Here is a 2,536-nt window from a genome sequence, read left to right as displayed (position 1 = left end):
CGCTCACCGCGGCGGCGTCGAGGTCGTCGGCGAGCATGAGCCGGGTGCGGTCGATGCCGAGCACGTGCGCACAGATGAGCTGGGCCTCGACGTGCGCGGAGTCGACGCCCGCCGCACCGAGCGCCTGCGCGGCCGAGCGCACGACCCCGGTCACCCCGGCCGGGCGCGGGTTCACGGACTAGGCCTCTTCCATTCGTCGCCGCCGCTCCTCGGTGGCGAGGGCGTCGAGCACCGCGTCGAGGTCACCGTCCAGCACCGCGTCGAGATTGTGCGCCTTGAACCCCACCCGGTGGTCGGCGATGCGGTTCTCCGGGAAGTTGTAGGTGCGGATGCGCTCCGACCGGTCGACGGTGCGGACCTGGGTGGCCCGGCCCTCAGACGCCTCGGCGTTGGCGGCCTCCTCGGCGGCGGCCTGGAGTCGCGCCGCGAGCACCTGTAGCGCGCGTTGCTTGTTCTGCAGCTGACTGCGTTCGTTCTGACACGTGACGACCGTGCCGGTGGGCAGGTGGGTGATCCGCACCGCGGAGTCGGTGGTGTTGACGCCCTGCCCGCCCTTGCCGGATGAGCGGTAGACGTCGATGCGCAGGTCGGACTCGTCGATCTCGACCGGACCCACGTCCTCGGGCTCCGGGTAGACGAACACGCCCGCGGCCGAGGTGTGGACCCGGCCCTGGGACTCGGTGACCGGCACCCGCTGGACCCGGTGCACCCCGCCCTCGAACTTGAGGCGGGACCACACCCCGTCGCGAGACGGCTGGCGAGCCCGGATGGAGAAGGTCGCGTCCTTGTACCCGCCGAGGTCGGACTCCGTGAGGCCGAGGACCTCGATCACCCATCCGTGTTTCTCGGCGTACCGCGTGTACATGCGGGCGAGGTCGGCGGCGAACAGTGCGGACTCCTCGCCGCCCTCCCCCGACTTGATCTCCATGACCACGTCGTCCGCATCGTGTGGGTCGCGGGGCGCCAGCAGGTCGGCCAAGCGGGTCTCGAGCTCGGCCGCCTCAGCCTCCAGCTCCTCGGCCTCCCCGGCGAACGAGGAATCGTCGCCGGCGAGCTCCCGCGCCGCGGCGGCGTCCTCGCGCGTGGACACCAGCGCACGGTGACACTGCACGATCGGGGTGAGCTCGGCGAAGCGTTTGCCCACCCGGCGGGCGGCGGTGGCGTCCTCGTGCAGAGCGGGGTCGGACAACTGCGTCTCGAGGCCCCCGTACTCGGCCAGGACGTCGTCGATCGAGGACGGCGACCGTCCCTCGCTCCCGGTCACTCCTCGTCCTGCGGCAGGGTGGGCGTCGTCTTGGCCACCTGCAGCAGGAATTCGTAGTTGTTGTTGGTCTTGCGCAACTGCGACATGAGCAGGTCGATGGCCTGGTGGGAGTCCAGCCCCGAGAGCACGCGGCGCAACTTGTGCATGATCCCGGCTTCCTCGGGGGTCATGAGCAGCTCTTCCTTGCGCGTCCCCGAGGGTCCCACGTCGACCGCGGGGAACACCCGCCGCTCGGCGATGCGACGGTCCAGTTTGAGCTCGGCGTTGCCGGTGCCCTTGAACTCCTCGAAGATCACCGTGTCGCCGGCCGAGCCGGTCTCCACCATCGCGGTGGAGATGATCGTCAGCGATCCACCGTTCTCGATGTTGCGCGCCGCGCCGAGGAACCGCTTGGGCGGGTACAGGGCCGTGGAGTCGACGCCGCCGGACAGGATGCGACCCGAGGCGGGCGAGGAGTTGTTGTAGGCGCGGCCGAGTCGCGTGATGGAGTCGAGGAGGACGACGACGTCCTGCCCCATCTCCACCAGACGCTTGGCCCGCTCGATCGCGAGCTCCGCGACCTGGGTGTGGTCCGACGGCGGACGGTCGAAGGTCGAGGCGATGACCTCGCCCTTCACCGAACGCTGCATGTCGGTGACCTCCTCCGGCCGCTCGTCGACGAGGACGACCATGAGGTGGCACTCCGGGTTGTTGACCGCGATCGAGTTGGCGATGTTCTGCAGGATCGTGGTCTTACCGGCCTTGGGCGGGGAGACGATCAGCGCGCGCTGCCCCTTGCCGATCGGCATGATCAGGTCGATCACGCGGGTCGAGATGATGTTCTTCTCGGTCTCGAGGCGCAGTCGCTGGTTGGGGTACAGCGGGGTGAGCTTCGCGAAGTCCGGGCGATTGCGGACCTGGTCAACCGGGCCACCGTTGACGGTGTCGATGCGGACCAGCGGGTTGAACTTCTGACGGTTCTTGCCGCCACCCTGGCCCCCGCCGCCACCCTGGCCCCCGCCGCCGCCTTGGCCGCCGCCCTGGCCGTCGTTCTGGCCGTCGCGGGGCATCTTCACCGCGCCGGTGATCGCGTCACCGCGACGCAGGCCGTGACGACGGATCATGTTCATGGAGACGTAGACGTCGTTGGGTCCCGCCAGGTAGCCGGACGTGCGGACGAACGCGTAGTTGTCCAGCACGTCGAGGATGCCCGCGACCGGCTGCAGGACGTCGTCGTCCCGCACCTCCGTCTCACCCTCGGCCGGGCGCCCCCCGCCGCGATTGCGCTCGCGG

At 70.0% G+C, this 2,536-nt stretch carries 2 protein-coding genes and 1 pseudogene; all 3 read right to left on the bottom strand.

Going from position 1 to position 2,536, the window contains the following annotated elements:
• Positions 1-142: pseudogene (locus tag G6024_RS16725) on the bottom strand (peptide chain release factor N(5)-glutamine methyltransferase); the annotation flags it as partial.
• Positions 143-178: 36 nt separating this feature from the next.
• The gene (gene prfA / locus G6024_RS12030) at positions 179-1,264 is read right to left on the bottom strand and encodes a peptide chain release factor 1 (protein ID WP_067718354.1); all 1,086 of its coding nucleotides are present in this window, start codon (positions 1,262-1,264) and stop codon (positions 179-181) included.
• A partial coding sequence (rho, locus tag G6024_RS12025) for a transcription termination factor Rho (protein WP_159148795.1) occupies positions 1,261-2,536 on the bottom strand: 1,276 nt, incomplete at its 5' end. The genes prfA and rho, both read right to left, overlap by 4 nt.

It is taken from the genome of Dietzia maris (assembly GCF_014144855.1).
GTDB classification, from domain to species: Bacteria; Actinomycetota; Actinomycetes; order Mycobacteriales; family Mycobacteriaceae; genus Dietzia; species Dietzia kunjamensis.
This window is presented reverse-complemented; position numbering and strand designations above follow the sequence as displayed.